Here is a 15,393-nt window from a genome sequence, read left to right as displayed (position 1 = left end):
CTCTTGGCGGTAGCCGTTGACGTTGTTGACGAGTTCGTAGCCCGATTGCTCGGCCGCTTCAAAGAGCGCATCGAACAACGGGTTTCGCGATCCGTTGTGATGATGCTGATTAACTGGAATAGGTCCCGATCGACCTCGGTACGCACCGGTTGGATCCGAGCCCTTGAACGTCTCGATCCGCTTAAAGTACGGAAGAACGTGAGCGTAGTCCCATTCTTCGGTTCCGGTCTGCCGGGCCCAGCGCTCGTAGACGAGTGGATTGGCGCGCTGATAAAACATCCCGTTAATCGAGCTGCTTCCCCCCATGACCCTGCCGTGATAATGGTCAATTCGACGACCCTTAAGCCCCGTCTCAGGCTCGGACTTGGTACGCCAGTCATAGAAAGGGTGGCCCATGAGGAAGAGGAAAGCCGCAGGCACCCGCACCGGCACATCAAACAAGGAATACCTATGACCAGCCTCAAGAACCAACACCCGATTTTGCGGATCCTCGCTCAAACGGTTCGCGAGGACACAACCTGCCGAACCTCCCCCAACAATGATGTAGTCATAAGCGTCAAGCTTCACTGTTTATCCTCACTTGGTAGATGGCGTCGTTCGACTGAACGCCAAGGCCTTGCCAACATCCTTCCCCAAATAACACAGCCAGGGGCTAGGTGAGGAAGATTACGAACTACCCCACGGCAACTTGTGAGCCATGACATACCAACAGACCACCACCTTCCGGCCGCAACTTTTCAGAAGGGCGGTTCCGATGGGAGCTTGGGCCGGTATTCCGCGTCTCGAACGGCGGCTAAGAACAGGGATTATCATCCGAGACCGGAGTAGACGGACGCAGTCGACTCCGAGTCTCGTATCGTGGCAACAATCGTGACGATACCGACACTGGCTGCGTTGCATTGGAAAAACTTGCATGACTGTCAGCACGACGGCCGGGCAGGATTTAGATGTCTACCCGCAATTCGCGGCCGGCCCCGCCGACAGTGGCTGGGGAAGCCCGCGCTCTATGGGGGCCTAGAGGCAAAAATGCTAGGAGGAATGCATGATGGCGAGAACGCAAGACGTCGTGGTCGTTGGCGCCGGCTTCAGCGGTATCGTGGCGGCCCGGGACCTTGCCGAGCGCGGTCATTCAGTCGTGATACTGGAAGGCGGCACCAGGGTTGGCGGTCGGACTTACGCGCGAACTTTTAAGGGACAGGAGCACTTAACGGTCGAGCTCGGGGGCAGTTGGATCAGTCGCGCTCTCCAACCCAACATTCGTCGAGAAATCGCTCGATACGGCGTCCAGGTCAAGACCGATGTCCCAGCAGAGAATGCAGCGTTCATCACGGATGGCATCCGCCGCCCGTTTCCGGTGCCAATGTCAGAATTGCCCGATCTTGAGCGCGCATTCATGCGCTTGCGGGACGCGTCCAGGCGCATCGCTCCCAGCCAGCCGCTCAGCCAGCAGCCCCTGAATGACCTCGACATCTCAGTCGAGGCGTTCATCCACGGGATGGACCTCGGTCCTGCAACGACTGATCTGTTCTATGCGCTCATTGCTTGGTACTCCGGCGCGGACCCACGTGCCGTTTCGGTGTTCGGCGCCATTGCACAGACCGCTGGATTCGGTCACAGCCCCGTGGGGTTCTACACCGGCCTCAGTGAGCGCTTTGTTGGCGGCGCAGGCGTGCTCTTAGAGAAAATGATCGACACCAGTGGCCTTGAGGTACGGCTTGACCATCTTGTCACGCAGGTGCATCAGAACGACCACGGCGTCACTGTCCGGACAAAAAGCGGAGAGGTGATCCACGCCAAGGCTTGCGTGATGGCGATTCCGACTAACGTCCTTCGCCAGGTGGAGTTCTCACCGCAGCTCGGTCCGCGCAAAGTGGAACTTCTTGCCGAGGATCACCTCGGCCGCGCGTACAAAGGCTCCTTCCTAGTGAGAAACATTCCTCGCCGGTCATTCACGCTCGGATCGGGCAGGCTCCATTCCCTCATTCTCGGCTATGAGTGCGAGGACGGCTCCTGCGTCATGGTTGCCTTCGGCGACGACAAATCGCTTTCGGACCCGCTCTCGCGCGAGGAGGCAGAGGTGGCGGTTCGAGAGTACTTCCCCGACGCCGAGGTCCTCGCCGTTGATGCTCACGACTGGTGCGCCGACCCACTTTTCCGCGGCGGCTACCGCGTCGACCCACCGGGACAAGCCCTGGAGTTCGTACGCGTCATGAATACGCCGGACGGACGTGTTGTATTCGCGGGTACCGATCTCGACGATTCCGTGTGGCGTAACTGGATCGACGGCGCCATCAACAGTGGGCGGGCAGCCGCCGACAAGATAAGTGAAACCCTGTCTCATATGAGGAGTACCAGTTGAACGACACGAATCTCCAGCTGTTCAAGACTCAAATGGCTGCATACGGCCAGATGGACATCGACATGTTGATGACTTCCTTTGATGATAAAGCCGTACTTCAAGACATGAGCGAGCCGGATTCGCTGTGGGTTGGGAGCTCTGAGATCCGGAGGTTCCTGACCGAGTATTTCGCTCACCTATCGGAAGTCCAGGTCACGATCGCTTCTGTTGCGACGAGCAGTAACCGGGTCTTTGCCGAGCTAGAGGTGAACGCTAAGTATTCGCCCGATGCTGGATCCCCTTCGGATATCCACGACGTCGTGATGCGCTATTGCGTCGTCGAGACGTTCAGTCAGGGCAGGATCGTCCATGAGCGCTTCTACTGGGATCGCAGCGAATTCGAATCCCAGCTCTCGTCAGCTCCTAAGCTGGTCAGCTGACGGGCCTAAACCCGCATCCGCGATTCTCCTAACGACACGCAAGACCACAAGAAATCGAGGTAACCCGATGGCCGACGTAGCTGTGCTGGGGATGGGCAACATGGGGGCTGCAGTCGCCCGGGCGTTACTCGCCGACGGTCGAAGTGTCCTGGTGTGGAACCGAACCGCGACGAGGTGCGAGCCTTTGGCGAACGAGGGCGCGGAAGTGGCGCCTACCCCGACGAGTGCCATCTTGGGTGCTCCTGTGGTCATCGCCTCAGTCTTGGACTATCGCGCTCTGAAGAACGCTATGGCTGATCAGCTCGACCTAACGGAGCGCACTGTGATCAACCTCACCTGGGGAACGACAGATGAGGCTCGCGAACTTGCCGAGTTGGTGTCGACGCGGGGCGGTCGCTACGTAGAAGGTGGCGTGCTGTGCCGACCCGAAGCCATCGGGCACCCCGAGGGGGACATACTGTATTCAGGTCCAACAGGGTCTATCGAGGAAGTTCGCTCCCTCCTAGCGTCGCTTGGCCCAATTCACTACGTGGGTTCAGACCTCGCGCAAGCCAACGCTTTAGCTCTGGCTCTCGGATCGATTTTTTACGCCAGTGTCTTGTCGTTCCTTGAGGCGGTGGCCTACGCTGATCGGTTAGGTATTTCAGCCGACGTCATGGCTCCTCTGGTACGAATTCCGCTCGGCCTTGCCGGTTCGACGATAGATGCGTCCGTTGACCAGATCGAACGGCAGGACTTTATCGGATCCGAAGCGTCAAACGCGGTGCACTCTGCGGCGCTGGCCTCAGTGGCGCAGGCTTTCACAGCTGCCGACATCGAGCACCGCCTTACTGATGCGGTGAGCTCCTATTTCGACTCAGCGGCCCAGCTGGGACTCAGCCACCTCGAAGTCGGCGCGCTCCTGCGCATCATGTCCCGGACCGCCGCTGAGTTTAATGCGACCTGAATCCTGTCCGTATTGCTAAGGGGGGTATCGCTAGCGTTAGGTGGCCTCAGGCCCCTTGGGACTATCGGATGAAGAGCGGGAAGCCCTGTCCTAGTCAGCGCGAACGGGCAACACGGCCCCACACTCTGGCGACGCGCTCCTGGATATGCTAGCGCCGAAGGTGTCCTAGCGACTTCGGCCGCCGCACACATCCCGGACCATGTCGGCAGTCTGACGAATGGAAGCCGTTAAGGGGCGGGAAGCAGGGGGAAGCCAAAAGGGAATTCTCATTCGGTTAGCAACGAAAGGGATTCGATTCGCTGCTGCAGCGGGTGCATGTCTACGGTCGTGGCGGCGTCTCCGCATCTCCCCCCATTTTGCGGAGCAGCTACGGGACCCCACGCTTGAGTCTCCCGCAGACTCGCGTCGGGTTCGTCCTTACTTCTCGGTCCGGTTCTGTCGAAGTTCCCAGCCCCAGGCACGAGGGCAGCCAAATGTGGTAGGGCTTCCTGGACGGAGCTGGCTTCAACTTCAATTGTCTGCTGCTCACTGAGCATAGGCGCCTCTCCCCTAGCTCAGGCTGACGGAAGGGTGCTTCTCGGCCTTTGGCCTAGTTGCTTGAGGGTTTAGAGGGGGCAGGGACGCCTCCACCCTCAAGAGGCGAGGCGACTTGAACGATTGCGCAACAAGCCTGCTGCGCAATCGCGACTCACGCGCTCAATTGCAGCGACATTCCTCTAGCCCCGCAAACGCCGACTGCGAGGCTTCCCCCTGCCTTCCAACGCTGCCCCACTGCCTGATGGTCCAGCAGTCCAGACCAACTCCCGATATATATACGGGGCCGCCGAGCCTCAGGAGGATCAGGCGGGAAGGGAAAAGCCGTGGCGATCGTGAAGACAGTCTCGCTACGATCAGGCCAAGAACGTACCTAACCGCCCAGAGCCTGGGACTGCGTCACATATATGCATATGCACCACAGACTATGGCACATGTGGCCCGGCACTAGAGGCTCAGCCAATGGCCCGTCGAAACCGAATGCACCTATATCGGCAGTTGTTTGGTTTGCTGCTCCTGTCCATAGGCCGCGTTAATAGCGGACAGGCTCCTGCATCGACACTAGTTAGATGCCCTGACGCCAACGACCGTGCCGCCGCTCCTTTCACACCTCTGGATAAATGAGTGCGCCCACAATAACCCAGGCAACACTGTGCATCGCGTCGACTGAGCGCTCATGTCCGAACGGCACAGGAGTCGGGCCTCGTCTAAAACCACGTTGACGCGCATGAAAGCCGTGCCTTTTTGAACGCGTCATGTCGCTATGGCCACTCACATGAATGAGTAGATGAAGACGAAAGGAGGGATGAGCCAATGGCCGCAAGCAGTCACAGTAAAGAAGATTTAAGTGTGGACTTTGTCCACACCCACTTTGGCCTGACAAAGTACCGACCGGCCCGGCCTTCTCACGCCAGGAACGAGCCTAAACCAAGAACTTTGACGAAGGATCGCGAAGTCATGCTGTGCTCAGTACCCCTACCCATGAAGAGGTGTAGGCCAACCACGACCGACCAGACGCACCAAGAGAGGAACACATAACCCCAGCTCACAGCAAGCGGAGGGCCAACCAGCCACGACCCTGAACCCGCTCCCCCACAACCAAACAGGCGACCCGCGGCGCCAGGCACACCCCGCGGCCAGTGTCAGAGGGACCTGACCACCCAGAATGTACACACGTTAAAGCAAAAACCCCCTCTGACGAGGGGGTATGCCGTGCCCGAGGTGGGACTCGAACGGGATTCCAGGCCTTGGGAACACTGGGAACTCTTGAAAACATGCGGAATCCGGGGCAGTCCGTCGGCTGTACGGGCCAATCCGGAGCGGAAAGTGTGGACATTGTTCACACTTCTTTTTTGCTCCATCGCCACCGAAGAAAAGGACCCGACGCTGCTATGCGCATTCGGACCGGCACCAGCAAAATGGGAGCCGGCACACACTAGAGACCGCCTGCTAAGTCTCAGCATTTTCGCCCGCTTGGAGCCTCCTGCCGGGATGAGGCGGCGGCCTGCAGGGCACGACTCACACCGATGTGTCGAACAAACCAAAATCCGGCAACACTCCGCCCGGCAGAACGATGAAACATCCAGCACGATGGCAGCACCTCCTTCATTGTTAACATGGTGGAGAAGACCACGAGCATCATGACAAAGCCGATCCACTGCCCTCTCAACACAGCGAGGGCGTGAACAGGGCCGCCAGCTCCGCCCCGCGGAGCCAGGGCACCCATCGCCCGCAGAGATCAGCGAAACCTCACTGAACAGATTCACCAAGGCAAAGGCCGCGTACGCCTGACACTGGTGGGACCCCTCGTGGTCGAGGCCGAAGCCGACGTCGACCGCGGGTAGGTCATTTCGGCATCCTTTGGGTAAAGGCGTGTACGTCCGAATTGCGTCCCCAAGACGCGATATCGCCCTTTGAAGGACACGAAATCCGCTAACTCGTGGATGTCCGTGAGTCGATCCGAAGTTCGTTGAGCTGTACGGTTTAGCAAGATATTCAGCTCAAACGCCACGAACAGCTGTAGCGGGCAGAATTCTCAGTCTTCGAAGTGCAGCGGGGCGTCAATACTCCGGTGACGTTGGCGATGATCTCGGCGGCGACCGCGTTGAGTTTCTGATTCCGGTGGCTGGACGCCTGGGTCAGCATTTTGAATGCTTCGTCTTGAGTGCAGCGGTTCTGGGCCATGATCACTCCGCAAGCAAGATCGATGACGGTCCTGTTGGCCATGGCGGCCTTCAAGTCAGCGTTAAGGCGTTCGGTGCTTTCGATCCGGATGGCCAGGCGCAGCGTGCTGCCAGCCACATCCGCTAACGCGGTGGCTTCGCTGATGACCTCCCGTGTGAAGAGCCCGGCGGTGGGTGCGAAGAAGTTCAGCACCGCCTCGGAAGTTTCTCCCAAGTCCATGGGGACGCCCAAGCCACTGTGGCAATCCGCAATGGCCAGCGCTTCGCTGTATTTGGGCCACTTGGTGTCTGTTTCCACATCGGCCAGCAGCACCGCATGGCCCACATCAAGTGCTTCAAGGCACGGCCCTTGGCGCAGGTTCTGCTCTATTCGGTCCAGGAGTACTGCCTTCTCGCTGCTGCCCGCAACCGTCGCGGTCCGTTTGCGGCGCCGAAGCGTCAGGGCACAATCGAAGGGCTCACCGGCCACGAGGCTCATCGCGTTCGCGGCAAAGAGGGTCACCCCATCAAGGATCCCCTTGATATCAGCAGTGCCGGCAACCAAATCGTGCAGCCCGCGGATGTGCTCGGGATTTCCTGTAGAGTCCATGAGCCCAATGCTAGGAACGTTCATCGTTCGCGTCATCACGTGCGCCACAGACAGGAACACCTGCGGGCAGGCTGCGCGGAACATGGCGGGCGGGTTAAATGGGCGGCGAAGCCTTCGAAGTACATTTCAACAGGTGTACGTCCGGAACTGGATCCCCAGCGACCCTTGCTTCGGGCCCCTAGTAAGGGCGAGATCAACCGTGATTCACGGACATTGGCGCTGTCGTGGCATTTTCCTCATGCCCGAAAAGACACCCAGCCAGCACGGTTCCTCACCGTGGAGCAAACAGACCAGTACTTGAACGTGGGCCAGCCGCTCATCCGTGCGCTTCTATAGAACGCTGAACTGCGGGCCATTCAAGAGGTGCACGTGGTTATCTTGAACAACTCGTTGGCTTGAGGCGCGTAACGCCACACCACTCACTGGGACGAGCTCCCCCTCGTCAAAGCCGCCTGACCGGCAGCTCACCATCAGAAAGGAAAACCACCATGACTATTGCGCCTGAAACACCCACGACCGGCCACGAAGTCGCTGTCCGGTTCAGCCCCGACGGAACACCACTGGCGATCAGGTACGACGGCCGGATCTGGATGGTCGATCCGGACATCCACACAGCACACTGGTTCACCAGGGACGCTTGGTGGGAACACCGTACGCGGGTGGCCGTTGGAACCGGGGACGTCGTCAGCGTCGAGTACTGGCACGTGCCAGCACGACCATCTGGAGCCAATGCAGAGCTACATACGTTCATGCTTCGCCGTGAGCCCTTGGCTGAACACTGGCAACTCGAGTCCATCAGCTAGTACGAGGTGACATTTACCGCCAGCCCGTCCCGGAGCAGCTCTTACTTCACAGCGGCTCCCGCCGATCCCCTCCTGGCGCCGGTAAGGATGATCCCCTTCATCAAAGTTCGGCCGCCCGTACAGCTGCAGGCTGGCCTTTCGGAGCCCCGGTCTAGAGGGCCTGTTTGACTGCGAGGGAGGCGGACATCCATTCGACGACGATTTCCCGGGATATGGCGACGTCAAGCACGAACACGCCTCTGTCGTGTCCGGCGAGCCAATCCTGGAGGATCTTCAGGTCTGCGAGGGTCATCGCCTTGTGGCCGTCTGCGCCGAGAGCGCGGCCGATGGCGGAGAAGTCGACTTCATCGATTAGCATCGCGGTCGGGTCGAGGCCTTTGGAAGCGTACTGGTGGAGTTCGGCTCCGTAAGCGGCGTCGTTGAGGGCGATGACCACGCCTCTGCGGGTGGTCCGGATGAAGGTTTCGAAGTCTGCCAGTCCCATGAGACCTCCGCCGTCGCCGGTAATGAAGACGGTGGTCCGTTCGGGGTGGGCTATTGAGACTCCGGGCGCGGAGGAGAAGCCGAGGCCGATAGATTGGAAGGCGGTTCCCACCAGGACCATTGCTTGGGGGTCGGGGACGGAGAGGTACATGGGGGCCCATCCCATGAAGTGCCCGCCGTCCATGACGATTGACCTCTCGGCGGGGAGGATGCCCTCCAGGGCAGCGACCACGGTGCGGGGGTTGAGGCGTCCGTCGGGGCCGAACTCTTCCGGGTCCTCGTAGGGCCCGATCGAGCGGAACTCGTCCTCCGCGACCTCGGTCGCGGCATGTCGCCACGTCTGGTGCTCGTTGACGGTTGGTATGCGGCCCCTTAGTGCTTCGAGAAAGGGTGCAAGGTCGGCGCGGATGTACTTGTCGACGTGTGGGTGATCGCTGGAGGGCTCGTTGTCGATGCGGACGACGCGCGTGTCGGGTCCGAAGAGGGTCCCGTAGCGGTGCTGGAAGGAGTTCATTGAGGCTCCGGCGACGAGCACGACGTCGGCCTGTCGGGCGAGGTCGAGGCGGTGCTCGCGGGCGAAGCCTCCGGCGATGCCGAGGTTCCATGGGCTGTCGACGATGTTGACGGCCATTACGGAGGTCATGAACATGGCCCCCAGCCGGTCCCCAAGCTCTTGGAACGGGCCGACCGCGTCTCCGAGCAGCACCCCTCGGCCGGCCAGCAGGAGCGGACGCTTAGCGTTGCGCAGGATGGCGGCGACCCGGTCGAGCTCCTTCCCGGACGCATTCCAGACGGGCTTGGCTGGCAAAGGTTCGAGGTGGGTCTGCTCCTCCAAGGGTTCGGTGGCCAGGTCGTAGGGGATGGCGAGGACCACGGGTTGGACGGTGCGCAGCGCGAGGTCGAAAGCGCGGTGAGCAACTAGTACCGCGTTTTCGGGGTGCGCCACGAGCGTGACAACTCCTACCGCTTCTGCCGCTGTGACTTGGTCGATGTCGAACGACCGCGGCCCGGTGCTTGGCGCGTCCCCGACGATGAGCACCATTGGTACTCGGGCGAGCCTAGCCTCGGCCAGTGCCGTGTAGGCGTTGGTGAACCCGGCCCCGTAGGTCGTGGTCGCCGCCCCAATCTGGCCTCCGGCGCGGTAGTACGCGTCGGCCATCGCGACGGTGGCAGCCTCGTGGCGTCCAGAGGTGAAGGGGAATCCCCGGCTGGTGAGGTGGCTGATGAGGTGGGCGTTCCCGTTGCCCATTAGGCCGAACAGATGGCCGGCGCGCTCGGCCACGACGTCCGCGATTGCTGTGGACACCGTCGGGCTGGCGGTGGGTGGGGTGGGCGTTGTCATGCGATTTCCTATCGTGGGCCTTCGCCCGGTGTGAGAGGGATATGCGGTGGCTGCGCTGCGGATGCCGCAATGACCGCCTAAGGTGACTGGGGTTTTGGCCGTCCGCCGTGGTGTTGACGTGGAAATGGTGCCCCGACCAGATGATGCAGGGGTGTCCGTCCGGGGGTGAGTGCGTCGCCGCGCATCCCTGGCGCTTGCCTTTGAACGTGGGATGCCTTCCCTGTGGCCTTCCGGCGGAACCGTGTTCCCAAGAATAGGGCGGCGGCCGGGGCCAGAGAAGCGAAAAGCGCACCGCTCCTCACGGCGTGGCAGCTTCTACATGCCGTGCGGAGAGGAACGGCGCCGAACCTTATTCCGGGTAGACCACCCAGGGAGAATCCATGTCGGATCCTGCAGCGTCGAACTCATGGGTTTCCAAAGTGTAGAAACGGATAGCCAGCCCGTCGGGATCATGACAGACGAGCAGCCAGCCGAGGATGCCGCGGAGGACAGACGAATTTGCTACTCCATGTTGGTTCAGGTGCTGTTCCCACAGTTCAAGGTCCTTGAGGGTCCCAACGCTGAGGACTGTCGGGTCAAACCCTTTCATGCGCTCCGCGATTTTGGGGGCCAAGCGAAGTTCAAAGTATGTATCGATGCCCGGGATCGTAACGATGTAGGCAAAGAGATTCCCTTCCCGGTCGAAGTGATCAAATTCTGCGCGTCGTTTAGCTCCGAGGATCTCCTCGTACCATTTCAAGCTCGTCTGGAGATTGGTAACCGGAATCTTCAGGTGGTGGATGCCAGCGAGAGCTACTTCGGATGCTTTTATATCGTTTGTCATCACTTACCTGGTTCCTGAATTTGTCGCGGCGACGGGGCGATCACCTGGGGGTATTGGCACCATTGGCTGGAAGATCTGGCCGGGGTCGTAATGTGCTTTGACCTCGCGGAGCCGGGCATATTTCGCTGCCCCAAATATGCTTGACAGATCTACAACTTCATCAGCACCGAGGAAGTTGATGTAGGCGCCTTCGGCTGCCAAACGGTTGAGGGATTGGTGTGTCGAACGGCACCATCCGATATGTTCCTGGTCGAGTAGGTCACTTTCCCACCCGGCTGTGACGTTGTAGGCGAAGCGTGCTGACCGCTTGGGGTAGGCCGTTTCGCTTTCGGGTACATCGTCAATTGCCCCTCCGAGCAGGAGAACCTCAATTTGAGCGTCTTCACTCGGCATTGATTCGGCTGCTTTGAGCATGGCGTCCGCAACCTCGGCTGTCAGCGCGTTGAAGTGACCGGGTTTGAGGAAGTATCTGAAGCCATGGGGGTACCTGTGGTCTTGGTGGCTTTGAACTTCCGCGAACCGTTGGCGGGCCACCTGGGCTGACCCGAAGTGTTGCACTCCGAGCGTTTCCTGCGCTGAGAAAGCGTCAACTGGGTCCCCGGACCACATCCATTCAAACGTGACCACGGGTTCACCTCGCCGGTGATTTGGACCCGACTGGCTCAGCGCTTTTTGTACTTTGACCATGACTTGAAGTTCTCGGGGGAGCGTTTCGGCGCGGCTCCCAAATTCGATTAGCGCGGCTCTCGCCTGCTGCAGACCCACCGTCCGCGTTCCAAACGTCACCCACCCAATCGGCGCGGCTTCGTAGGTGAATTCTGTGACAACACCAAAGTTCCCACCGCCTCCCCGCATGGCCCAAAAGAGGTCGGGATTCTCGGTGCTGCTGGCCAACCTCTCCCGGCCCGTACCGTCAATGACGCGAGCAGAGAGGAGCCGGTCACAGGTGAGTCCCCTACTTCGCGAGAGCCATCCAATGCCCCCGCCCAGGGTCAGTCCCCCCACTCCCGTGTGGGAGACAACGCCTGCCGGGACGGCGAGACCGTACCTGGATGCAGCACGGTCGAGGTCGCCCAGCAGTGCACCTCCACCCACTGACACGTTGGAACTTTGTCTGTCTACATTCACCGAACGCATGGCGCTAAGGTCAAGGACAACGCCATCCTCTACAACGGCGCCGCCGGCAATCTGATGTCCTCCGGCGAGAATTGAAATGGGCACTCCGGCTGCCACGGACTCGGTCAGCGCTATTGACACGTCTCGTCCGTCGGCACATTTGACCAGCCCAAGCGGTCGTTTATCGACCATGCCGTTCCACACTTTTCGCGCGGAGTCGTAGCGCCGGTCCTCTGGTGTAAGGAACCGTTCACCGAAATACTTCGAAAGGCTTGCTGCCAGGGTTCGTGTGGTCATGAATGTATTCCTTCTGCTTCGTGTTCCTGGGCTCGGTTGCCTTCTTCCTGGAGCCACCCCGCTACCAGCGGGTTGGTAAGTTCACCAATTTGTTCGACCGCGACTGTGACAGTGTCTCCGGGGGACATAAACTCAGGCGGGTTACGGAAGGCACCTGCTCCGCCAGGTGTTCCTGTTGTAACGACATCGCCGGGTTGAAGAGTGACCGTCCGGGACAGGAATTCCAGCAGCTCCGGGATTCTCGTGAGCATGGTGCCGGTTGTCGAGTCCTGTTTTAGGACGCCGTTGACCGTAGAGGTGATCCGAAGCCCATAAACGTCGGCGATCTCGTCGCGACTTACTATTTCCGGGCCCACCGGGCAAAAGGTATCGGGACTCTTGCAGAGCATGATTTGCATGGCCTCGCGCTGCATGACGTCTCGCGCGCTCACGTCATTTACGAGAGTGTAGCCGTACACGTAGTCCCATGCTTCGGAAGCTTTGACCTTACTGGCGGTCTTCGAGATCACAAACGCGAGTTCAACCTCGTAATCAACGGTGCTATCCGGTTCTGGGATGGCGATGGGATCGCCTGGGCCTATTACGGAGGACCATAGACCGGGGAAGAAGACCGGTTCTTTGGGCGTTACAAGGTGGGCGACTTCCGCAAGATGGCTTGCGTAGTTTCCCCCGGTGTAAATGATCTGGCAGCGTTCCGCCACTGGTGCGAGGAGTTTTTCCGGACGGACAGGGCCGCCATGACCTGAGGCCTCAGTTAGGATTTCGGACCTGCGCGCGGCAGGGGCCTCCAGAAATTGTCTGAGGTCGGCGAAGCCGCTATCAGCAACGAGTCCATCATCGACTCTGACGCCCAGACGTATTTTGTTGTTATGCAGGTATTTAACCAACCTCATTGGGAATTCACACTCTTTCATTAAACATTCGGCTCAAATTAGCTATGCGTGCCCCGGGATACACTTTCGACGTGTGCAGCATCTAGCCTCCGATGAGCCTGTGTACATGGGCCCTGAGTTCAGCGAACTCGGGGCGGGCCTTGGTTTGGAGCTGGGTGCGGGAGGAGCCAAGTGGAATCGAAAGATTGGCGCGAACATTGGCAGGCCGGCCCCCCAAGACGATCACCCGATCAGCGAGGTAGATTGCTTCGTCGATGTCATGCGTTATCAGGACAACTGCCTGCCCCTGGTCTTCCCTGATCCGAAGTACCAGGTCTTCGAGAGTTTCTCGTGTTTGTGCGTCAACCGAGGCAAAGGGCTCATCCATGAGCATTACTCTCGGTTCGAATACGAGGGCACGGGCGATCGCTACTCGCTGTTGCATCCCCCCCGAAAGCTGCCAGGGGTAGCGATTGGAGGCCTCCCGAAGCCCCACTTCCCGCAGGGCTTTTTCCGCCCTTGCCCGCCGTTCACCCTTGGAGACCCTGCCCTTCAGCGGAAGCGTCACGTTGTCGATGACACTCAGCCAGGGCAGCAGGGAGCGACTGTAGTCCTGGAAGACGAGACTGATTGCTGTCGATGGACCAGCGAGTGGGATGCCGTCAACCGCAACGTGGCCGGCCGTCGGTTGCTGCAGACCCGACAGGCAACGCAAAAGAGTTGTTTTGCCTACGCCCGATGGACCGACGATGCAAACAAATTCCCCTGGCAGCACTGAAAATTCAACAGAGCCAAGGATTTCGGCGCTTCCCACGGAAGTATTGTAGGAATGCCCAAGGTTCACAGCTTCGATGACGGCGTTGACGCTATCCCTACTCTCAGTTTTCGCCGCTTTGACAATAGCGGCCTCATTGGTGCTGTTCGATGTACTCACGGCTTCAATTCCGATCGGTCTGGTAGCTTTTGTCTGATTCACAAGGTGACAGCTCCTGTCGTGGCCTGCTGGCTAAGTGCAGTCTTTGGCGACACAACCTTTCCCCGCGACTGGTTTTGCGTTCGATAGCTGGGGTGCCAGTGCAACAGGCGGCCTTCAAGAATTCTGAAGGCAAGATTCAGCAAGTAGCCGAGGATCCCGAGGACCAGCATCCCGGTCCACATGTCCGTGATGGCGTAGTTCCTTTGGGCCGCCAAAATGAAGTATCCGACGCCGCGGTGGGCCCCTGTCATTTCGCTGACGACTATCAGAACCACTGCTATCGAGAGCGCTGTTCGCGCACCAGCGAAGATTTGCGGAGCAGCAGACGGAAGGCGCACGACGAACAGTCTCGTTGCAGCTGAAAGCGAGAACGCTGTGCTCATATCTTTCACTACGGGATCGAGCGCGCGGATGCCCGCGATGGTATTGAGCAGGACTGGCCACACCGCCCCGAAGGCGATGACAGCAATTCTCATGTCGTCCCCGAGACCCATAGATATGATCGCGATCGGCAGTATTGCAACGGCAGGAACCGCGCGCAGAAATTCCAGCTCGGGTTCTATCGCCTCAAGAACCATGGGCATCAGCCCTAAAGCTGTGCCGATCAGGACTCCTGCAAGGACAGCGATCCCATAGCCCATCAGGAGATTCAGGAGGCTGGGGACCAGGTCACTTGTGAGGCGTGAATCTGTGATCCACACTTTTACTGCCTTCGTTAGGATCGTCTGCAAAGGCGGAAAGAAGGGCGACTTGCTGGATGCACTAATCGCCAGCCAGAGAGCCACCGCGATCACAGGTAGCCAAAGCTCGAGCAATAGGCCCTTCATTGCCCTAAGAAAACCTCGCTCCGTCCTATTTGTCATGATGGTTCTCTCACCTTCCACGTACAGACGGATGCCAAAAGAGAGCCTTGCGCTGACCGAGGCCCGTCCCAAGGTTGACCGCGACACCGAGAAGCGCGGCGATCACGACGTAGGCGTAAGCCGTAGGTACTTGCGCGCCCATTTGTGCCAAGGTGATCTCACGCCCGATTCCAGGTGCATTCCCGATGAGTTCAGCGGCGACCGCCAGCAGCAGCGCGATCGTGCTGGCAATTCGAAACCCTGTCAACAGAAACGGCGCCGAACTGGGCAGCAGAACATTCAGCCACAGGAACCGTGTCCGTAAGCGGAAAGCACGCGCGAAATCACGAAGAACAGGGTCCACTTCGCGTATGGCGTACGTAGCTTGCACAAAGAGCGGCCATATGCAGCCAAAAACAATGAGGACAATCTTCATCCAAGTGCTTGGGCCATATAGGAGAACGATCAGGGGAATGAGTGTGACTGGTGGGATTGTCCGGAGAAAATCTACGGAAAGGCGTGTGCTGGCCCCCAAGAAGGGACTCGCGCCTACCAACATCCCGAGAGGAACTGCCAGAACTGCAGCAATAGCTAGTCCAATAATGGAGCCACTGATTGTCGCCCACACGGCGGCCCAGAAATCCTGCTCGGGCAGGAGCCGGACCAGAGCCGTACCGACCTCCGCCGGTGAAGGAACAATCCCGGGCCCGAACCTCAGGGCTTGCACCTCCCAAAGACCCATAAAGAGGGCGAATGCAAGAGCTCTCAGGACGGGCCTTCTCCGCTCGACGCCCTGACCGCGCCCTATG

The 15,393-nt window shown here is 59.5% G+C and carries 13 protein-coding genes; 4 read left to right on the top strand and 9 right to left on the bottom strand.

Annotation, left to right across the window (positions count from 1 at the left end; all coding sequences use genetic code 11):
• Positions 1-567: GMC family oxidoreductase N-terminal domain-containing protein (locus AB4Y87_RS04075; RefSeq protein ID WP_442003156.1), on the bottom strand; the 567-nt coding region annotated here is incomplete at its 3' end.
• 475 nt (positions 568-1,042) lie between these two features.
• Here AB4Y87_RS04075 and AB4Y87_RS04070 point away from each other — a divergent pair.
• From AB4Y87_RS04070 to AB4Y87_RS04060, 3 genes are all read left to right on the top strand, one after another.
• Entirely contained in the window at positions 1,043-2,359 is a 1,317-nt protein-coding gene (locus AB4Y87_RS04070; RefSeq protein WP_442003155.1) for a flavin monoamine oxidase family protein, read from the top strand.
• Positions 2,356-2,778 carry a nuclear transport factor 2 family protein gene (locus AB4Y87_RS04065; RefSeq protein ID WP_442003154.1) on the top strand — a complete coding sequence of 141 codons (423 nt, stop codon included), beginning with the start codon at positions 2,356-2,358 and terminating at the stop codon, positions 2,776-2,778. The genes AB4Y87_RS04070 and AB4Y87_RS04065 overlap by 4 nt, the downstream gene beginning before the upstream one ends.
• 67 nt (positions 2,779-2,845) lie before the next feature.
• Complete coding sequence (locus AB4Y87_RS04060; protein ID WP_442003153.1) at positions 2,846-3,724, top strand: NAD(P)-dependent oxidoreductase; 879 nt, start codon at positions 2,846-2,848, stop codon at positions 3,722-3,724.
• A 2,529-nt stretch (positions 3,725-6,253) separates the two neighbouring features.
• On the opposite strand, the gene AB4Y87_RS04055 is transcribed toward AB4Y87_RS04060, so the two are convergent.
• Positions 6,254-7,030, bottom strand: a complete 777-nt coding sequence (locus tag AB4Y87_RS04055) for a GAF and ANTAR domain-containing protein (RefSeq protein ID WP_442003152.1) — start codon at positions 7,028-7,030, stop codon at positions 6,254-6,256.
• Between the two features lie 488 nt (positions 7,031-7,518).
• On the opposite strand from AB4Y87_RS04055, the gene AB4Y87_RS04050 reads away from it, so the two are divergent.
• Positions 7,519-7,833, top strand: coding sequence for a hypothetical protein (locus tag AB4Y87_RS04050; protein WP_442003151.1), 315 nt, complete (start codon positions 7,519-7,521; stop codon positions 7,831-7,833).
• Positions 7,834-7,984: 151 nt separating this feature from the next.
• Here AB4Y87_RS04050 and AB4Y87_RS04045 read toward each other — a convergent pair whose 3' ends face one another.
• From AB4Y87_RS04045 to AB4Y87_RS04015, 7 genes are all read right to left on the bottom strand, one after another.
• A complete protein-coding gene (locus AB4Y87_RS04045) occupies positions 7,985-9,658 on the bottom strand; it encodes a thiamine pyrophosphate-binding protein (protein ID WP_442003150.1) in 1,674 nt (557 codons plus the stop codon).
• 349 nt (positions 9,659-10,007) lie between these two features.
• On the bottom strand, positions 10,008-10,481 hold the full coding sequence (locus AB4Y87_RS04040) for a VOC family protein (RefSeq protein WP_442003149.1): 474 nt from the start codon (positions 10,479-10,481) through the stop codon (positions 10,008-10,010).
• 3 nt (positions 10,482-10,484) lie between these two features.
• On the bottom strand, positions 10,485-11,894 hold the full coding sequence (locus tag AB4Y87_RS04035; protein ID WP_442003148.1) for an FAD-binding oxidoreductase: 1,410 nt from the start codon (positions 11,892-11,894) through the stop codon (positions 10,485-10,487).
• The gene (locus AB4Y87_RS04030; RefSeq protein WP_442003147.1) at positions 11,891-12,595 is read right to left on the bottom strand and encodes a fumarylacetoacetate hydrolase family protein; all 705 of its coding nucleotides are present in this window, start codon (positions 12,593-12,595) and stop codon (positions 11,891-11,893) included. The genes AB4Y87_RS04035 and AB4Y87_RS04030 overlap by 4 nt, the downstream gene beginning before the upstream one ends.
• Positions 12,596-12,869: 274 nt before the next feature.
• Positions 12,870-13,700, bottom strand: a complete 831-nt coding sequence (locus AB4Y87_RS04025) for an ABC transporter ATP-binding protein (RefSeq protein ID WP_442003146.1) — start codon at positions 13,698-13,700, stop codon at positions 12,870-12,872.
• A 38-nt stretch (positions 13,701-13,738) separates the two neighbouring features.
• Positions 13,739-14,443, bottom strand: coding sequence for an ABC transporter permease (locus AB4Y87_RS04020; protein ID WP_442003145.1), 705 nt, complete (start codon positions 14,441-14,443; stop codon positions 13,739-13,741).
• Positions 14,444-14,615: 172 nt separating this feature from the next.
• Positions 14,616-15,326 carry an ABC transporter permease gene (locus tag AB4Y87_RS04015; RefSeq protein ID WP_442003161.1) on the bottom strand — a complete coding sequence of 237 codons (711 nt, stop codon included), beginning with the start codon at positions 15,324-15,326 and terminating at the stop codon, positions 14,616-14,618.
• Positions 15,327-15,393 lie beyond the last annotated feature (67 nt).

The sequence above is a fragment of the Paenarthrobacter sp. RAF54_2 genome (assembly GCF_052113945.1).
Taxonomy (GTDB): domain Bacteria; phylum Actinomycetota; class Actinomycetes; order Actinomycetales; family Micrococcaceae; genus Arthrobacter.
The sequence above is the reverse complement of the archived record's forward strand: the minus strand, read 5'-3'. Positions and strand labels throughout refer to the sequence as shown.